At 64.5% G+C, this 14,131-nt stretch carries 14 protein-coding genes; 3 read left to right on the forward strand and 11 right to left on the reverse strand.

Annotation, left to right across the window (positions count from 1 at the left end; all coding sequences use genetic code 11):
* Positions 1–21 precede the first annotated feature (21 nt).
* From U5782_RS38970 to U5782_RS39020, 11 genes are all read right to left on the reverse strand, one after another.
* Positions 22–426: a helix-turn-helix domain-containing protein gene (locus U5782_RS38970; protein ID WP_415914491.1), complete on the reverse strand. Its 405-nt coding sequence runs from the start codon at positions 424–426 to the stop codon at positions 22–24.
* Between the two features lie 14 nt (positions 427–440).
* Positions 441–1,622, reverse strand: a complete 1,182-nt coding sequence (locus tag U5782_RS38975; RefSeq protein ID WP_322049190.1) for an FAD-binding oxidoreductase — start codon at positions 1,620–1,622, stop codon at positions 441–443.
* Positions 1,619–2,995: an FAD/NAD(P)-binding oxidoreductase gene (locus U5782_RS38980; protein ID WP_322049191.1), complete on the reverse strand. Its 1,377-nt coding sequence runs from the start codon at positions 2,993–2,995 to the stop codon at positions 1,619–1,621. The genes U5782_RS38975 and U5782_RS38980 overlap by 4 nt, the downstream gene beginning before the upstream one ends.
* Positions 2,974–3,285: a (2Fe-2S)-binding protein gene (locus U5782_RS38985; protein WP_322049192.1), complete on the reverse strand. Its 312-nt coding sequence runs from the start codon at positions 3,283–3,285 to the stop codon at positions 2,974–2,976. Before U5782_RS38985 ends, U5782_RS38980 begins: the two co-directional genes overlap by 22 nt.
* On the reverse strand, positions 3,282–4,058 hold the full coding sequence (locus U5782_RS38990) for an amino acid ABC transporter ATP-binding protein (protein ID WP_322049193.1): 777 nt from the start codon (positions 4,056–4,058) through the stop codon (positions 3,282–3,284). Before U5782_RS38990 ends, U5782_RS38985 begins: the two co-directional genes overlap by 4 nt.
* A 7-nt stretch (positions 4,059–4,065) precedes the next feature.
* Entirely contained in the window at positions 4,066–4,725 is a 660-nt protein-coding gene (locus U5782_RS38995; protein ID WP_322049194.1) for an amino acid ABC transporter permease, read from the reverse strand.
* A gap of 136 nt (positions 4,726–4,861) precedes the next feature.
* A complete protein-coding gene (locus U5782_RS39000) occupies positions 4,862–5,629 on the reverse strand; it encodes a transporter substrate-binding domain-containing protein (protein ID WP_322049195.1) in 768 nt (255 codons plus the stop codon).
* A gap of 74 nt (positions 5,630–5,703) precedes the next feature.
* Positions 5,704–6,981: an FAD-binding oxidoreductase gene (locus tag U5782_RS39005; RefSeq protein WP_322049196.1), complete on the reverse strand. Its 1,278-nt coding sequence runs from the start codon at positions 6,979–6,981 to the stop codon at positions 5,704–5,706.
* A 60-nt stretch (positions 6,982–7,041) separates the two neighbouring features.
* Positions 7,042–7,710: a haloacid dehalogenase type II gene (locus U5782_RS39010; RefSeq protein WP_322049197.1), complete on the reverse strand. Its 669-nt coding sequence runs from the start codon at positions 7,708–7,710 to the stop codon at positions 7,042–7,044.
* Between the two features lie 213 nt (positions 7,711–7,923).
* Positions 7,924–9,417: an aldehyde dehydrogenase family protein gene (locus tag U5782_RS39015; RefSeq protein WP_322049198.1), complete on the reverse strand. Its 1,494-nt coding sequence runs from the start codon at positions 9,415–9,417 to the stop codon at positions 7,924–7,926.
* Between the two features lie 444 nt (positions 9,418–9,861).
* Positions 9,862–10,473, reverse strand: a complete 612-nt coding sequence (locus U5782_RS39020) for a helix-turn-helix domain-containing protein (protein ID WP_322049199.1) — start codon at positions 10,471–10,473, stop codon at positions 9,862–9,864.
* A gap of 313 nt (positions 10,474–10,786) precedes the next feature.
* On the opposite strand from U5782_RS39020, the gene U5782_RS39025 reads away from it, so the two are divergent.
* From U5782_RS39025 to U5782_RS39035, 3 genes are read left to right on the forward strand one after another with little or no spacing between them, the layout of a single operon-like run.
* The gene (locus tag U5782_RS39025; protein ID WP_322049200.1) at positions 10,787–11,674 is read left to right on the forward strand and encodes a GNAT family N-acetyltransferase; all 888 of its coding nucleotides are present in this window, start codon (positions 10,787–10,789) and stop codon (positions 11,672–11,674) included.
* Between the two features lie 6 nt (positions 11,675–11,680).
* Positions 11,681–12,604, forward strand: coding sequence for a glyoxylate/hydroxypyruvate reductase A (locus U5782_RS39030; protein ID WP_322049201.1), 924 nt, complete (start codon positions 11,681–11,683; stop codon positions 12,602–12,604).
* A 46-nt stretch (positions 12,605–12,650) separates the two neighbouring features.
* Entirely contained in the window at positions 12,651–14,129 is a 1,479-nt protein-coding gene (locus U5782_RS39035; protein WP_322049202.1) for an NAD-dependent succinate-semialdehyde dehydrogenase, read from the forward strand.
* The last annotated feature ends 2 nt before the right edge of the window (positions 14,130–14,131 follow it).

Here is a 14,131-nt window from a genome sequence, read left to right on the forward strand (position 1 = left end):
AGCGCAAAAAAAGCAACCGCCTCAATCGCCAGCATTAAGCCATTGAACGGGCGTCCGCCCAAGCACCCGTTTAAAATGCCGACAGAGATGACTTTGATCGAAGAACCCCACTTCGGCAGCGACGAGTGAAGGCGAAAGCCCACGTTGCAACAAGCACTGCGCATGCCTCACCCTGACCAGCCGCACATATTGCTGCGGCGAGACCCCCACCTCGCGACTAAACCGAGCGGCGAAGCGAGAAACACTAAGCCCTGCAACATCAGCAAGATCGGCAAGACTAATCGGCTCAGCAAAACCAGCGTCGATAAAATCGAGCACCTTCTGCACGGCACGCGTTGCGCCAGCAGCATGCCCATCAGCCGCAGGCGATTCATCGCGCCGCTCATCTGCACGCCGCCCACCCGGCATAGAACTTGAAGTCAGCATGGCCTGCATACGAATCAGGCCGCCGGCACAGATTGCGGCATCGCTTGCGGGCCACCTTCAGGCGCTTGAAACGTCGCAAAACGGCGAATATCGAACAGCTCGATCGGCGTAGAAGTCGCGCCCGTATCGATCAGTTCGGCCATCGTATCCCCCACGCCCGGCCCAAGCTGAAACCCATGCCCGCAAAATCCAAACGCATAGAACAAACCACTGGTCGTGCCGCTCGCCCCCATGATGGGCCGATCGTCGGGCATATACCCTTCCACGCCGCTCCAAACGCGAATGATATTGAGCCGCTTAAGCGCAGGCGCCACCCGCTGAGCCTGCTGAAATTGCAGCAACGTGCTTTGCGGAAGCACTTTCGCCCGCCGCGCGTCGAGAAACGCAGGTCCGCGCGCGCAGCCGCCAATCACGATATTGCCCCGCGCAACCTGGCGGAAATAGACGACCTCGGCAATCCGCGGCGACGACACGCCCACGGCCGGCGCGATGCTATACGGCACCGGCTCGGTCACCGCCATTTGCGGGCCATGCACCGCAATCGGCACGGGTTCGCCAAATTGCTCGCTCAGTGTGCTACCCCACGCGCCAGCGGTAATCAGCAACACCGGCGCATGAAAGGTGCGTCCATCCGCGCTCGTCGCGCGAAACTCATTGCCCTCTTTTTCGACGGCAACGATATCCGTATTCTCGAAAATTTGCGCACCGAGTTTCGCGGCAGCGCGTCCGAACGCGGGCGCGGCAAGTCGCGGATTGGCATGGCCGTCGATCGGTGCATAGGAACCCACATGCACTTCTGGGCCGATAAATGGAAAGCGCTTGCGCAAGGCGTCGCCGTGCAGCAATTCCAGATCCAGCCCGTAGTGTTTCGCGTCGCGTGCGTAAGCCTCGAACATATCGGCCTGTTCGGAGCCATAACCCACGCGCAAATGCCCCGACATCAGAAACTCGCCATCGTGGCCAATCAGCTCGGGCATGCGCAGCCAGATTTCTCGCGAGCGATTGGCGAGCGGCAGTTGCGCGAGCAAGCGACCTTGTCTCCGTACATTGCCGAAGTTGGTGCCGCTCGCCTGCTGGCCGATCAACTGGCGTTCGAGCAGGATCACCGACTTGCCACGGCGACGCAGGAAAAACGCAGCGGCGGCGCCCATGAAGCCGCCCCCCACAATCAATACATCGGCTTGCGCGCGTTTCACTCGGTTTCCTCCACAGTCGCAATGGCCAGCGGCTTGACCGGCGCCTGTCCGCGCAGGCGGCCAACCTGTTCGAGCGGCACGCACGCGGCGGCCGCGATGATTTCCGCGCCCGCGTGGCCGCAATAGCGGCCCTGGCAGCGGCCCATGCCCACGCGGCTCAAGGCCTTCGCACGATTGGCTTCCTGCGCGCCTTCGTCGCGAATCACGCGGCGCAATTCGCCTGCCGTGATGCCTTCGCAGCGGCACACAATGGTGTCGTCGGGCAGCTTCGCCGCTTGTTGCGCAGGCCAGACGAAGGCTTGCGCGAGCCCTTCGCGAAAGCGGTCCATGCGGCGTTGCTCGCGCTTGAGCGCGTCGAGCGTGCCCGCCTGCACTTCGCGTCCCAGATCGATCAGCGCGGCATGCGCCGCGAGACGTCCCGCGTTTTCCGCGCCGTCCGCACCCAGCACGCGCACGCCATCGCCCGCGAGATAGACGCCAGGTTCGCTGCTGCGGCCCAGTTCGTCTATTTTCGGCAGCCATTGGCGCGTGGGCGCGTCGAAGCGGAATGCGCAGCGCGCGAGATCGGCAAGCTGTGTCTCGGGCCGCAGGTGATAGCCCATACCGATCGCATCGCATTCGATCTGCTCGATTACGCCGCTCGCGTTGCGAAAGCGCACGGCTTGCACGCCCTCGTCCGGCGAGCCGACGATCTCCACCGGCTCGATGCCATTGCGCGTCTGCACGCCCGCTTTCTTGAGCGACGCGACGAGCGTGCGCCCTTTGCGCAAGACGTCGAAACGCGCGAGCAGTTTCGGCAGCGCGCGAATCCGTGCGTTCGCGGGCGAGGTGTCGAGCACGGCCGCAACTTGCGCGCCCGCCTGCACATACTGGCTCGCGACGAGATACAGCAGCGGCCCCGTGCCCATGAACACCACACGCCGCCCGATCGAACAGGCCTGCGATTTCAGGGCGATCTGCGCGGCGCCCAAACTGTACGTGCCGGCGAATTGCCAACCCTTCACCGGCATCAGTCGGTCGGTCGCACCGGGGCACAGGATCAGCGCATCGTAATCGAGCGCGCTCGCGTGACCGTCGCGCACGATATGCAACTGGTGATCCCACACGTTCCACGCCAGCGTCTGCGGGCGATAGTCGATCTGCGCGCGCAGGCGCGCGAAGGTTTCGTGCAGATCCTGCGCGCGTGCCGCTTCGGTGCCATAGAGCTTCGCGTAGGGGCGCGTGAAGCCTTCGGGCTGGCGTCGGTAGATCTGCCCGCCATCGCGGCGGCCTTCGTCGATCAGCGTGGGGCGGATGCCCGCGGCCAGCAGCGTCTGCGCGCAGCGCACGCCCGCCGGCCCCGCGCCGACGATCACAATGCGAGGTTCGCCCATTGCGCCTCCGGTTGAGTGGTGACAAGGCGCATGCCCGCTTCGACGACGGTCGTGCAAGCGCGCAGGCGCTCGCCCTCGTCGGTCCAGACCCAGCAGTCCTGGCACGCGCCCATGAGGCAATAGCCGGCGCGCTTTTCTTCGCCGAATTCCGACTGGCGCACGTGGCGCACGCTGCACAGCATCGCGGTGAGCAGCGTGTCGCCTTCGAGCGCGTCGACAGGTTGGCCGTCGATGACGATGGCCACTTTGGCGCGTCCGGTTTCGCCAAGGCGCACGAATCGTCCGTTCATGCCGCCGCTCCCGCTGCGCCTTCGGGCGCGCTATGCGCTTCGATACGATTGCCGAGCACGTGGCGCAGGAATTCGCGCGTACGCGCTTCGCGGGGCGAGCACAGCACCTGTTGCGCGCTGCCCTCTTCGATGATGTGGCCGCCGTGCAGGAAGCACACGCGATCCGCGACTTCGCGCGCAAAGCCCATTTCGTGCGTGACCACCAGCATCGTCATGCCTTCCTTCGCGAGCGTACGCATCACGTTGAGCACTTCACCGACGAGTTCCGGATCGAGTGCGGAAGTCGGCTCGTCGAACAGAATCGCCTTCGGCTTCATGGCGAGCGATCGAGCGATCGCCACGCGCTGCTGCTGTCCGCCCGAGAGTTGATGCGGGTAATAGTGCAGCTTGTGCCCGAGCCCAACCTTGTTGAGCAATTCCTCGGCCTCGCGCTTGGCGACGTGCAACGGCTCCTTCTTCACATGCACGGGCCCTTCCATCACGTTTTCGAGCGCGGTGCGATGCGGAAACAGGTTGAAGCGCTGGAACACCATGCCCACCTGCGTGCGCAGATGATTGATGTGGCGCGAGCGCTGCTCCACGCGCTGATCGAGCAGCTTGATCTCGCCCGCATCGTAGGATTCGAGCGCATTGATACAACGCAGCAGCGTCGACTTGCCGGAACCGGACGCGCCGATCAGACACACCACCTCGCCCTGCTGGATCTTGAGCGAGATGCCGTTGAGCACGGGAGTCGTGCCGAAGCTTTTGTGGACATCGGTAATTTCGATCATCGCAACCTCACTTCTTCGCCTTGTGCTTGCCGAAACGGCGCTCGAGATGCCGCGTCATGCTCATGAGCGGCAGGCTCATCAGCAGGTAGCCGATCGCCACGAGCGTATAGACGGTGATGTTCTGGAACGTCGATGCGGCGATCAACTGACCTTGCCGCGTCATTTCCGCGACTGTGATGGTCGATGCGAGCGACGAGTCCTTGAGCATCATCACCAGCGTATTGCTGTAGGGCGGCAGCGCAACCTTCACCGCCTGCGGCAGGATCACGCGCATCATCGTCTTGATGCGACCCATGCCGATCGACTGCGCCGCTTCGTACTGGCCCGGATCGACGGCCTCGATGCCCGAGCGAATGATTTCCGCCACATAGGTCGAGTAACCGAAGCTCAAGCCGATAATGCTCGCCTGCAGCGCGGACACTTCGATATGAAAGTCCGGCAAGACGAAATAGATATAGAACAGCAGGACGATCATCGGCAGGCCGCGCACCACATTGATCATCGCGCTCACGGCCGTCACCACTGCCGGATAGCGCGACATCTTGAGCAGCGCCCACACGAGTCCCAGGGCTGTGCTCAGCAGCAGGCAGCCAATCGTGATGATGATGCTCATCACGGCGCCTTGCAGCAGGATCGGTACAAAATCGACTATGTCGTGCCAACGCATGGTGTGCCTTATGCTTTCGTTCGCGAGCCGCGTGTGCCCGCGTGTCGTACGCCGCGCCCCAGGGGCGGGCCGGGCCGGAATGCGGCGGCAGCGGGGACGTGTCTGCCGTGCCGCATCCCGGTCGTTCAGTCGCGGATCAGCCCGCGAGGTGCCACTTCTTCAGGATCTTGTCGAGCGTGCCGTCGGCCTTCATTTTCGTGAGCGCGTCGTTCACTTTCGCGAGCAGCGCCGTGTTGCCCTTCTTCACGCCCACGGCGATGTCGAACTTCTCCATCGGCACGTAATCGTCGTCCACGCGCGTGCCGGCCATCGCGCCCGCGGCTTCCTGCGCCTTGAGAATCGGATAGTCGTTGAAGCCCGCGACGATGCGGCCGATGGCGACGTCGCGCGTCATGTCGGCGGGGCTGTCGTACATCTTCACTTCCTTGAAGATACCGAGCTTGACGAGCTGGTCGCCGTAGTCCGTGCCCGTGGGCGCGCCCACCGACATGCCCTTCATGTCCTGCACCGATTTGTAATTCGTCTTGTTCGACTCCTTCACGATGATGCCTTCACCGAAGGCCGTGACCGGCTGCGAGAAGTCCACCACTTCGGCGCGCTTGGGCGTGGGCGTCATGCCGGCGACGATGATGTCGATCTTGCCCGAGACCACGGACGGGATCAGCGCCGAGAACGGCACGGCCTGATACGAAACGTCAAAGCCTTCGCGCTTGCCGATCTCGCGCACAACGTCGGGCATGATGCCTTCGATCTTTTGCGTCTTGACGTCGAGGAAGGTGGTCGGCGCGCTGGACGGCGGCGAGCCTGCGGTCACGGTAGCGGCGTGGACTGCACCGCTCAGCAGCGAGAGGGCAACGGTAGCGGTAACAGAAGCGGCGGCGAATGCGAAGGTGATACGCGACATGGTCTGGTTTCCTTGTGGAGAGTCTTGACTATTACTGCGGTCGCGCCGTGAGGGCCACGGCGCGCGGCATCGGCTCAATGAAGCACATCCTGCAACCGGTAATACGCGCCGACGAGCGGCAGAAACCAAGCGCGCCCGAAATGTCCGGGAATCGCAGGCCATTCAAGCGTTCGCCACGGGTTGCGCGAGGCGGCGCCGAACATCACTTCGGCCATCACGCGGCCCATGTGCACCGACATCTGTACACCGTGGCCGCTGTAGCCCATCGAATAAAACATGCCTTCATGCTCGCCCGCGCGCGGCAGCCGGTCGGCTGTCATGTCGACGAGACCGCCCCAGCAATAGTCGACGCGCACGTCGGCGAGTTGAGGAAAATACTGGAGCATGCCGTCGCGCAAAATGCGGCCGCTCTTTTCGTCGGAGCGCGGGTTCGACATCGCGAAGCGCGCGCGGCCGCCAAACAGCAAGCGATCGTCGTGCGTCGGCCGGAAGTAGTTGCCGATCTGGCGCGTGGTGACATACGAGCGGCGCGTGGGCAGGAGCGCATCGAGCCGTTCCTTGCCAAGCGGCTCCGTCACGACGATGAAACTGCCTACCGGGGCGATGCGGCGGCGGAACCATTGCAGCGGGCCGGTCTGCGAAGCGCCGGTGGCGAGCAGCACACGATCCGCGCGCAGCGTGCCGCGCTCGCACTGCACTTCGAAGGCGTGACCGCCCAGCGGCTTGAGGCCGACGACAGGGGTTTCCTCGAAGATCTGCGCGCCATGACGCGCCGCCGCTTCGGCCAGACCTACGCCGAACTTGCCCATGTGCATTTGCATGCCGTTGTGCTGCACGAGGCCGCCATAAAAACCATCGGATGCGATCTCGTCGCGAATGCGCTCCGGCGGGATCAGTTTGACGTCCTCATCGACATCGCGACGCAGCGCGTCATACGTCTTCGCCAGCGAGTCGTAGTGATGCGGCTTGGCAGCGAGCTTGATCTTGCCGCTCTTGCGCAGGTCGCAGGCAATCTGCTCTTCCTCGACGATCTGCGCCACCGACTTCACGGCTTCGGCATAGGCGCGATAAAACAGCGACGCACGTTCCTTGCCGAGTTTCGCGCAGAGCGCCGCGTAGTCCTGCGCGACGCCCGTATTGCAATGCCCGCCGTTGCGGCCCGACGCCTGACCCGCGATGCGCCCCGCTTCCAGCACGGTCACCGAGACGCCGCGTTTGGCAAGCGCCAACGCAGCCGACAGCCCGGTAAAGCCACCGCCCACCACCGCCACGTCCACGCGGCCGGCAAGCGGCCCCTGGGCGGGCTTCGTAAAGCGCGGCGCGGTATCGAGCCAGTACGAATCGAGCTTCATCGTGTTGCGTTCCTGAGTAGCGGGCGTGTTTGCGGTGACGATAGCGGTCAGAGACAGGACTTACAGACCGAGCTGTTCCGCGAGATGCGGCAGGCTCTTCACTTCGTTGACCTGGTAGTACGGCGTGAGCGGTTCGTGGCCGCGATTCACGAAGGCCTTGTGCTTGATGCCCATGTCGTACGCGCTCATGAGGTCGTAGCGGAAGCTCGACGACACATGCAGCACGTCTTCCGGGTTGCAGTCGAGCTGGTCGAACATGTATTCGAAGGCTTTGCGCAGCGGCTTGTAGGCCTGCGCCTGCTGGGCCGTATAGACCTTGTGGAACGGCGCGCCGAGCTTGGCGACGTTGCTGTCGATCTGCTCGTCCGCGGCGTTCGAGAGGATCACGAGCTTGTACTTCGTCGCGAGGCGAGCAAGACCTTCCGGCACGTCGGCGTGCGGGCCCCACGTGGGCACCGCGTCGTAGATCTTCAGTGCAGTCGCTTCCTCGAACGGCACGCCGGTGCGCTCGCAGGTACGGCGGATCGAATTCACGACCACGTCGCGATACGGCTTCCATGCGCCGAGAATTTCGTCAAGGCGATAGCCGCGGAAGAACTCCACGAATTCGTCCATTTTCGCGGGATCGAGCTTGTCGCCGTAAAGCTGGCGCGCGGTCTCGCCCATCTGGAAATTGGTCAGCGTGCCGTAGCAGTCGAAGGTGATGTACTTCGGCTCGAAATCGATCATGGTCTGCATCCTGTCGTCGTGGCGAACCTGGCTTGAGGTTCAGTTCAAGTGAGAGCGGCGAGCTGCGCATGCCCGTCAGTTAATCAGTCATGCTGACGAAATCATCGCGACCCGGGGTTTCGGTGAAGCGCTGCGCTCAACCCGTGTTCAGTGAAATGAACCCGGTACGGATCGTGCGCCAATGAAGCGAAATGAAAACGAAACTGAGTGAAATCAGACTGTGTCGAAGTCGATCAGCACGCTCTTGTGGCGCATGCTGGCCTCCAGCGCCTGGCGCCCGAGATCCTTGCCGATGCCCGACTGCTTGAAGCCGCCGGTCGGAATGATCATGTCGCCGCTGCGGCCATAGCGGTTGATCCAGACCGTGCCCGCCGCGATGCGTCGCATCGCGCGCATCGCCTGGCCGATGTCGCTCGTATGCACGCCCGCCGCGAGACCGTAAGTCGGGTGCGCCGCGAGCGCGATGCCCTCCTCCTCGTCCTCGAAGGTCTGCACCGTGAGCACCGGGCCGAACAGTTCCTCGCGCACGGCGGCCGTCTCTTCGGTGACGTTGGCGAGCAGTGTCGGGCGATGGAACCAGCCGTCGTCGGTGCCTTCGAAGAAGCCGCCGCCGCACAGCACTTCCGCGCCCTGCGCCCGGCTCTCCTCGATCAGCGTTTCGATGCGCTGCGCCTGCGCGCCGCTGATGATCGGCGAATAGCGCGTCGCGCTCGACCAGAGCGGTCCTGGCACGATACCCGCGAGTTCGCGTTGCACGGCTTCGATCAGCGGTCCGGCGATCTGCTTGTGAACGATCAGGCGCGTACCCGCGACGCAAGCCTGGCCACCGTTGGCGGTGAAGCCGCGCGCCACGCAGCGCGCCGTATGCGCAAGGTCCGGCACCTGGGCGAACACGAGTTGCGGGCTCTTGCCGCCCAGTTCGAGCGTGACCGGCTTGGTGCCGTGAAAGGCCGCTTCGCTCATGATCGCAGCGCCCGTGCGCGTCGATCCCGTGAAACTGACCTTCGCAATATCGGGGTGACGCGTGATGGCGGAACCCGTGGTCGCGCCGCGCCCGTTCACGACGTTGAAAATGCCGGGCGGCATGCCCGCCTCGATCGCCAGTTCGGCTAGACGCAGCGTGGAGAACGGCGTCATTTCCGAGGCTTTCAGCACGACGGCGTTGCCGGCCGCGAGCGCGGGACCGCACTTCCATGAACACATGGAGAGCGGGAAATTCCACGGCGTAATCGCACCGATTACACCGTACGGCTCCGAAGCCACGAAACCGAGACTGCCTTGACGCGTGGCCGCGATGTCGCCGCCCAGCTTGTCGGCGAGTTCCGCGAAAAAGCGGATCGCTTCGGCCGTGAACGGCACGTCCGAGGCATAGGCCTCAGCGACGGGGCGCGTGGAGCTGACCGCTTCGAGCTGCGCCAGCGCGACGACGTTCTCGTCGATCAATTGCGCCCAGCGCGTGAGGACCCGTGCGCGGTCGCGCGGCGAGCGCGTGCCCCAGCCGCTCGTTTTCCATGCCTGCAGCGCGTTGGACACAGCGTAATCGACCGTCTGCGCCGTGGCGTCGGGCACGTAGCCCAGCAGGCGCCCATCCGAGGGACGATGCACGGCGATCGGCGCTTCATCGGTCTGATAGTACGCACCGCCAATGAAATGGCCTTGCGGCAGCGCGATGGCGGAAGGATCGAAATCCAGAGACGGAGTAGTCATGCTCGGCCTGTTCGAAAACCCGGTTACGTCGGCGCAGGTACGTTCGCGATACAGGGCGAACGCAGCTGGCCGCTTCAGCAAGTGGTGGCTCTCTGCCTGAGCGGCAAAATGAACAACCACGCGATGAAGTTCATTATAGTGAACAGACGCTGCCTGGCTAGTGATCAAAAATAAATCTGTGAAACCTTTCTTCATGCGTATTGCTTACGCGAGAATCGGGCCAGCTCTTAACCATCCAGTACAAATCACCACAAACAGGGGAATGCAGGCCGCCAGACGTGCGTGCGCTCGATACACGCTTGCATCGAACGTGGACAAAGGGGAGTCGTCTGGAGACAGCGCGTGAGGCGCGCCGCGGGCGAGGAGGAAATGAGCAGAAGAACCGCTATGACGCGGCGCCGGTAACACTGAAAACCGGCGCCGGTTGAAGACGCAGATGAAGACTCAAAGATGAATGACGGGCGGGCGCGTGTTCATTATCCATAGCAGCCGTGCCGTCTTGCCGCTTTCATTGCGCACACTGTGCGGAACCGTGCTCTTGAACTGGAAGCTGTCGCCGGCCCGCAATTCACAGCGCTGATCGCCCACGTTCAGGATCACCGAGCCTTCCATCACGAGGCCGCACTTCTCGCCTACGCCCACCAGCACTTCTTCCGACCCCGAACCCGCCGGCAGCAGGATGACCATCATCTGTAGATCGTGTTCGCCGTGCGGCGACAGCAATTCCTTCTGCATGCCGTTCTTGCCGACCTCGAACAGCGGGCGCTCCGCCGCGCGGCGCACGAAATCGCCGGTGAGCGGATCAGTGGGCGCGTCGTCCTCTTCCAGCAGCGCGCTCAAAGGCACGTCGAGCGCCTGACGCAGGCGCTCCAGAATACGCACGGAGGGATTGGCCTTGTTGCGCTCGACCTGGCTCACGGTGCCGACCGACACGCCCGCGCGCAACGCGAGTTCGTTGACGGACAGGCCGCGCGCCGTGCGCAGCGCGCGCAGACGCGCGCCGACATCGGCATGGCTTGGCAGCGCGGCGACTTTCTTGCTGGACTGGGTTCGCATGAGATTCCTGTTGAATTCGGTGCCGGACGCGCGAAAGCGGTTCGTGCCCCATCGTCATCGCACGGTTTCGGTGCATGACGACGGCGCGGCGCGCCCAGTGCGCTGCAATGAAAGCACGCACGATGCCACACATTATATTGAAACTTTTCTGAATGCGATGAACAATCAAAAAGCCACGCGGCGTTGCCGCTTGCGCTCGCGCAAGACAGGAAGATCGTCCTATGAAGGCTGCGAGCCGCGTGCGACAGTCGAATCTGAACATGCTGTCCTATGTTGTCCCTTGCCGTCCCGTGTCGTCTTATAGGAGTCCGCTGTGTCTGAAACCACCGTCAAGCCCGACCTTCACTATCGCCGCTTCACCACCGACGACATCACCGCCGCGCACGGCCTCTCCGTCGCGGTGCGCTGGCCGCATCGGCCCGAAGACTGGCGCTTCGCCTTCGATGCGGGCACCGGTTTCGTCGCCGAGGAAAACGGCGCCGTGATCGGCACGGCACTGTGCTGGAAGTTCGGCGCGGCACGCGGCACGCTCGGCATGGTGATCGTCTCGCCCGATCAACAAGGACGCGGCATCGGGCGCAAGCTCATGGAACTCGTGCTGGACGAACTGGACGAACGGGTCACCTTTCTGCACGCCACGCCTGCTGGCCAGCCGCTCTACGAAAAGCTCGGTTTCGCAGCCTGCGGCGCGCTCACGCAACATCAAGGCACCGTCGAGCAGGCGCCGCCCGTCGTCCTGCCGCAAGGCGAAACGCTGCGCGCGATCACGCCTACCGATCTGCCGGTGCTGATCGAACTGGCTTCGCGCGGCAGCGGCCTCGATCGCAGCGCCACGCTGCCCGCTCTGCTCGGCGTGGCGCAAGGCGGCGTCGTGCTCGAACGCGACGGCGAGATCACGGGCTTCGCGCTCGCGCGCCAGTTTGGCCGCGGCTACGCCATCGGACCGGTGGTCGCCGCGCCTTCGGCAGACAATGAGCGCGCGAAAGCCCTTGTCTCGCACTGGCTCACGCAACACGTGGGCAACTTCGTGCGCATCGATGTGCCGGGCGGCGCAGGCATTGAAGCGTGGTTGCCGACGGTGGGTCTCGTGCCTGTGGATTCGGTCGTCAAGATGGTGCGCAACGCAGAGGCCGCGCAACATAGCGTCGAGCCCGACGCGGCCTGGCGTGCCTACGGCATCATCAATCAGGCGATGGCCTGACGTGCCATGAGCGTGCTCTACAAGGCCGACCCCGTGCGCGGCGCGCAATGGGCGACGCTGTTTGCGCAGCGTGCGCCCGATGTGCCATTTCGCGTGTGGCCCGATATCGGCGACCCGGCTCAGATTCGCTATCTGATTGCGTGGCAACCCGGCGACCTCGCCCACACGTTGCCCAATCTGGAAGCCGTATTCTCCGTGGGCGCGGGCGTCGATCAACTCGATCTCGCAAGCGTGCCCGCGCATTTGCCCGTGGTGCGCATGATCGAGCCGGGCATTGTCGAAGGCATGGTCGAATACGTGAGCGAGGCCGTGCTCGCGATCCATCGCGATCTGTTCGATTACGCCCTCGCGCAGCAGGCGCGCGAATGGAAGCCGTTGCCGCTCACGCCCGCAAGCGCGCGCCGCGTGGGTGTGCTCGGGCTCGGCATGCTCGGCACTTCCGTGCTGGAGAGGCTGTGTATTTTCGGTTTCGATTGCGCAGGATGGAGCCGCTCCGCGCATACGCTCGACGGCGTTCGCTGCTACGCGGGCGCCGCTGAATTCGACGCGTTTCTCGCGCGCACCGACGTGCTCGTCTGCCTGCTGCCACTTACCGACGCCACGCGCGGCCTGCTCTCGCGCCGTGTGTTCGACGCCCTGCCCGCAGGCGCCTCGCTCGTGCATGTGGGGCGCGGCCCGCAACTCGTCGCCGACGATCTGCTCGACGCGCTCTCACGTGGCCAGCTTCGCAACGCCGTGCTCGATGTGAGCGACCCCGAGCCGCTGCCGCCCGACCATCCGTTGTGGACGCAACCGCGTGTGCGCATCACGCCGCATATCGCCAGCGCCACGCGCCCCGACACCGCCGTGGATAGCCTCCTCGACAACCTGCGCCGCCATCGCGCTGGCGAGCCGATGATCGGGCTGATCAATCGTCAGCTAGGTTACTAGGCATCCTGACCATCTCTCCACCGACTGCACACGGAAACCGCGCCGCATGAGTCTCGATCTGGAAACATCCGCCCGCGCGTTGATACGCACGGACAATTTCATCGGCGGCCAATGGGTCGCCGCGCAAGGCGGCGAACGCTTCGCCGTCACCGATCCCGCCACGGGCCGCTCAATCGCCGAAGTCGCGCAAAGCGGGGCTGCCGATGCACGCGCCGCCGCCGACGCCGCGTCGCGCGCGTTCCCCGCGTGGCGCGCAACGCTGCAGAAGGAACGCGCCGCGATCCTGCGCCGCTGGCACGCCGCCATCGTCGCGAACGAAGCCGCGCTCGGGGCGCTGATCTCGCTGGAGCAGGGCAAGCCGCTGGCTGAGGCGCGCGGCGAGGTCGCCTATGGCGCGTCGTACGTTGCGTGGTTCGCCGACGAAGCCACGCGCATCTACGGCGACGTGATCCCCACCCAGCAGCGCGGCAAACGCATGAGCGCGGTGAAGGAACCCGTGGGCGTGGTCGCGGCAATCACGCCGTGGAATTTTCCACTCGCGATGATCGCCCGCAAGATCGCGCCCGCGCTCGCCGCGGGCTGCACGGTGGTCGGCAAGCCCGCCGAGGATACGCCGCTCACCGCGCTCGCGCTCGCGCAACTCGCCCATGATGCGGGCGTGCCGCCCGGCGTGCTCAATCTCGTAACCGCCTCGCGCGACGCCACGCCTGACACCGTCGATGCCTGGCTTGCCGACCCTCGCGTGCGCAAGATCACCTTCACGGGCTCGACGCCGGTGGGCAAGCATCTCGCGCGCGAATCGGCAGGCACGCTCAAGAAACTCTCGCTCGAACTCGGCGGCAACGCGCCCTTCATCGTGTTCGACGACGCCGATCTGGATGCCGCCGTCGAAGGCCTGCTCGCCGCGAAGTTTCGCAACGGCGGCCAGACCTGCGTCTGCCCGAATCGCGTCTACGTGCAACGTGGCGTCTACGACACGTTCGCGGCGCGCTTGTGTGCCCGCGTCGCCGAATTGCGCGTGGGACCGGCGAGCGATCCTGCTTCGCAGATCGGCCCGATGATCAACGCGCGCGCCGTCGACAAGATCGCGCGGCACGTGGACGATGCGGTCGAACACGGCGCGACGGTGCTGGTCGGCGGCAAGCGCCTGGATGCGCTTGGCCCGCACTATTACGCGCCGACCGTGCTCGGCCACGCCTCGCGCGAGATGGCGCTGTGCGGCGAGGAAACCTTCGGGCCGGTCGCGCCGTTGTTCGTTTTCGATCAGGAATACGAAGCCGTCGAGGCGGCAAACGACACGCCCTTCGGTCTCGCCGCCTATTTCTACACCCAGGATCTGCGCCGCATCGAGCGCGTGAGCACGGCGCTGGAAGCGGGTATCGTCGGCATCAACGAAGGCGCGCTCGCATCGGAAGCCGCGCCGTTCGGCGGGGTCAAGGAATCGGGCTACGGCCGTGAAGGCTCGAAATACGGCCTCGACGATTATCTGTCGATCAAATATCTCTGCCAGGGAGGTCTCGCATGAGC

Source organism: Paraburkholderia sp. J67, assembly GCF_905220265.1.
Classification (GTDB): domain Bacteria; phylum Pseudomonadota; class Gammaproteobacteria; order Burkholderiales; family Burkholderiaceae; genus Paraburkholderia.

Bases quoted from the DNA above. Each gene is read 5' to 3' on its own strand.
- U5782_RS38985 (WP_322049192.1), bottom strand. From the start codon at position 3,285: ATGAACGGACGATTCGTGCGCCTTGGCGAAACCGGACGCGCCAAAGTG.
- U5782_RS38980 (WP_322049191.1), bottom strand. From the start codon at position 2,995: ATGGGCGAACCTCGCATTGTGATCGTCGGCGCGGGGCCGGCGGGCGTG.
- U5782_RS38970 (WP_415914491.1), bottom strand. From the start codon at position 426: ATGCTGACTTCAAGTTCTATGCCGGGTGGGCGGCGTGCAGATGAGCGG.
- U5782_RS39010 (WP_322049197.1), bottom strand. From the start codon at position 7,710: ATGATCGATTTCGAGCCGAAGTACATCACCTTCGACTGCTACGGCACG.
- U5782_RS39030 (WP_322049201.1), top strand. From the start codon at position 11,681: ATGAGCGTGCTCTACAAGGCCGACCCCGTGCGCGGCGCGCAATGGGCG.
- U5782_RS39015 (WP_322049198.1), bottom strand. From the start codon at position 9,417: ATGACTACTCCGTCTCTGGATTTCGATCCTTCCGCCATCGCGCTGCCG.
- U5782_RS39035 (WP_322049202.1), top strand. From the start codon at position 12,651: ATGAGTCTCGATCTGGAAACATCCGCCCGCGCGTTGATACGCACGGAC.
- U5782_RS38990 (WP_322049193.1), bottom strand. From the start codon at position 4,058: ATGATCGAAATTACCGATGTCCACAAAAGCTTCGGCACGACTCCCGTG.
- U5782_RS39020 (WP_322049199.1), bottom strand. From the start codon at position 10,473: ATGCGAACCCAGTCCAGCAAGAAAGTCGCCGCGCTGCCAAGCCATGCC.
- U5782_RS38995 (WP_322049194.1), bottom strand. From the start codon at position 4,725: ATGCGTTGGCACGACATAGTCGATTTTGTACCGATCCTGCTGCAAGGC.
- U5782_RS39000 (WP_322049195.1), bottom strand. From the start codon at position 5,629: ATGTCGCGTATCACCTTCGCATTCGCCGCCGCTTCTGTTACCGCTACC.
- U5782_RS39005 (WP_322049196.1), bottom strand. From the start codon at position 6,981: ATGAAGCTCGATTCGTACTGGCTCGATACCGCGCCGCGCTTTACGAAG.